At 54.0% G+C, this 2,500-nt stretch carries 2 rRNA genes (1 of these 2 cut by a window edge); both read left to right on the plus strand.

Annotation, left to right across the window (positions count from 1 at the left end):
- A 23S ribosomal RNA gene (locus ROV93_RS09845) occupies positions 1 to 1,837 on the plus strand (it extends 1,039 nt beyond the left edge of the window).
- A gap of 126 nt (positions 1,838 to 1,963) precedes the next feature.
- Positions 1,964 to 2,078 (plus strand): 5S ribosomal RNA (rrf, locus tag ROV93_RS09850).
- The last annotated feature ends 422 nt before the right edge of the window (positions 2,079 to 2,500 follow it).

Below are 2,500 nucleotides of genomic sequence, written 5' to 3' on the forward strand. Positions count from 1 at the left end.
AGGTTGGCTTAGAAGCAGCCACCCTTTAAAGAAAGCGTAATAGCTCACTGGTCGAGTCGGTCTGCGGGGAAGATTTAACGGGGCTAAGCACAGAACCGAAGCTTGGGGTGCATACTTTGTATGCGCGGTAGAGGAGCGTTCCGTAAGCCGTTGAAGGTGGATTGAGAAGTCTGCTGGAGGTATCGGAAGTGCGAATGCTGACATGAGTAACGATAATGCGGGTGAAAAACCCGCACGCCGAAAGCCCAAGGTTTCCTTGCGCAACGTTAATCGGCGCAGGGTGAGTCGGCCCCTAAGGCGAGGACGAAAGTCGTAGTCGATGGGAAGCAGGTTAATATTCCTGCACCTCGCGTAAGTGCGATGGAGGGACGGAGAAGGTTAGGTGTACCAGGCGTTGGTTGTCCTGGGGAAAGGCGGTAGGTTTGGATCTTTGGCAAATCCGGGATCCTCTAAGACCGAGCACCGAGACGAGCCTTTATGGCAAAGTCACTGATACCACGCTTCCAGGAAAAGCTCCTAAGCTTCAGCTTACGCAGACCGTACCGTAAACCGACACAGGTGGGTAGGATGAGAATTCTCAGGCGCTTGAGAGAACTCGGGTGAAGGAACTAGGCAACATGGCACCGTAACTTCGGGAGAAGGTGCACCCTTTTTGGTGGCTCGTGCGAGCTATAGCTGAAGAGGGTCGCAGTAACCAGGCCGCTGCGACTGTTTATCAAAAACACAGCACTCTGCAAACACGAAAGTGGACGTATAGGGTGTGACGCCTGCCCGGTGCTGGAAGGTTAATTGATGGGGTCAGCCGCAAGGCGAAGCTCTTGATCGAAGCCCCAGTAAACGGCGGCCGTAACTATAACGGTCCTAAGGTAGCGAAATTCCTTGTCGGGTAAGTTCCGACCTGCACGAATGGCGTAACGACAGCGGCGCTGTCTCCACCCGAGACTCAGTGAAATTGAAATCGCTGTGAAGATGCAGCGTTCCCGTGGCAAGACGGAAAGACCCCGTGAACCTTTACTATAGCTTTACACTGAACGTTGAGTTCGTCTGTGTAGGATAGGTGGGAGGCTATGAAACCATGGCGCTAGCTGTGGCGGAGCCATCCTTGAAATACCACCCTGTCGTGCTTGACGTTCTAACCTGGGCCCATTATCTGGGTCGGGGACCGTGTATGGTGGGTAGTTTGACTGGGGCGGTCTCCTCCTAAAGAGTAACGGAGGAGCTCGAAGGTACGCTCAGCGCGGTCGGACATCGCGCACTGTGTGCAAAGGCATAAGCGTGCTTGACTGCAAGATCGACGGATCAAGCAGGTAGGAAACTAGGACTTAGTGATCCGGTGGTTCTGTATGGAAGGGCCATCGCTCAACGGATAAAAGGTACTCCGGGGATAACAGGCTGATACCGCCCAAGAGTTCATATCGACGGCGGTGTTTGGCACCTCGATGTCGGCTCATCACATCCTGGGGCTGTAGTCGGTCCCAAGGGTATGGCTGTTCGCCATTTAAAGTGGTACGCGAGCTGGGTTCAGAACGTCGTGAGACAGTTCGGTCCCTATCTGCCATGGGCGTTGGAGATTTGAGAGGGGCTGCTCCTAGTACGAGAGGACCGGAGTGGACGAACCTCTGGTGTTCCGGTTGTCACGCCAGTGGCATTGCCGGGTAGCTATGTTCGGAAGCGATAACCGCTGAAAGCATCTAAGCGGGAAGCGCGCCTCAAGATGAGATCTCCCGAAGACAAGCCCCTGAAGGAACCATGTAGACTACGTGGTTGATAGGTCAGGTGTGTAAGTACAGCAATGTATTGAGCTAACTGATACTAATGATCCGTGCGGCTTGACCATATAACCTCAAGTTGCCTTGGCTTTACGACAACGTCGTAAGAGCATCCAGGTGCACGCTACGTCACAAGAACTATGCGAGGCTGGCGCCTTGTCCCCCAGGGACGAGTGCGACGCTCCAAAAGCCTCCCTGGTGAAATTAGCGCTGTGGAACCACCCGATCCCATCCCGAACTCGGAAGTGAAACGCAGCTGCGCCGATGGTAGTGTGGCTCAAGCCATGCGAGAGTAGGTCATCGCCAGGGTTTATACCCAAAACCCCGCTGCCGACGCAGCGGGGTTTTCCTTTTTTTGCAGGCACCCGGTTTTACTTGGACTTGCAGCAACAACTTCACGAAGAGCTTCAAGTTCCTCAAACAAGTTGTTGACAAAGCTGAAAGGCCTGCCATAATAGGCGGCTCGCAACGACGAAAGACCCTCGGGTCCAACGACGAAGCAGCATCGGCAACAACGTCCACTTCGGTGAGACGGCCTTGAAAAAAGGTGTTGACGAAGCAGAAAAGCCGGCTATAATGGGCGGCTCGCTACGAAGGAAGCTTCGCAGCATACGGGAACGGCGCTGAGGCCACTTCCCCGGATCTTTGAAAGTATGCGCAGGTATCTTGTGAAGGCGCCTGCAGGAAGGATGATTGTCCATCTTGCAGACGTTTGATCAAGCAACTATTAA

It is taken from the genome of Stenotrophomonas maltophilia group sp. msm4, assembly GCF_032025605.1.
Classification (GTDB): domain Bacteria; phylum Pseudomonadota; class Gammaproteobacteria; order Xanthomonadales; family Xanthomonadaceae; genus Stenotrophomonas; species Stenotrophomonas sepilia.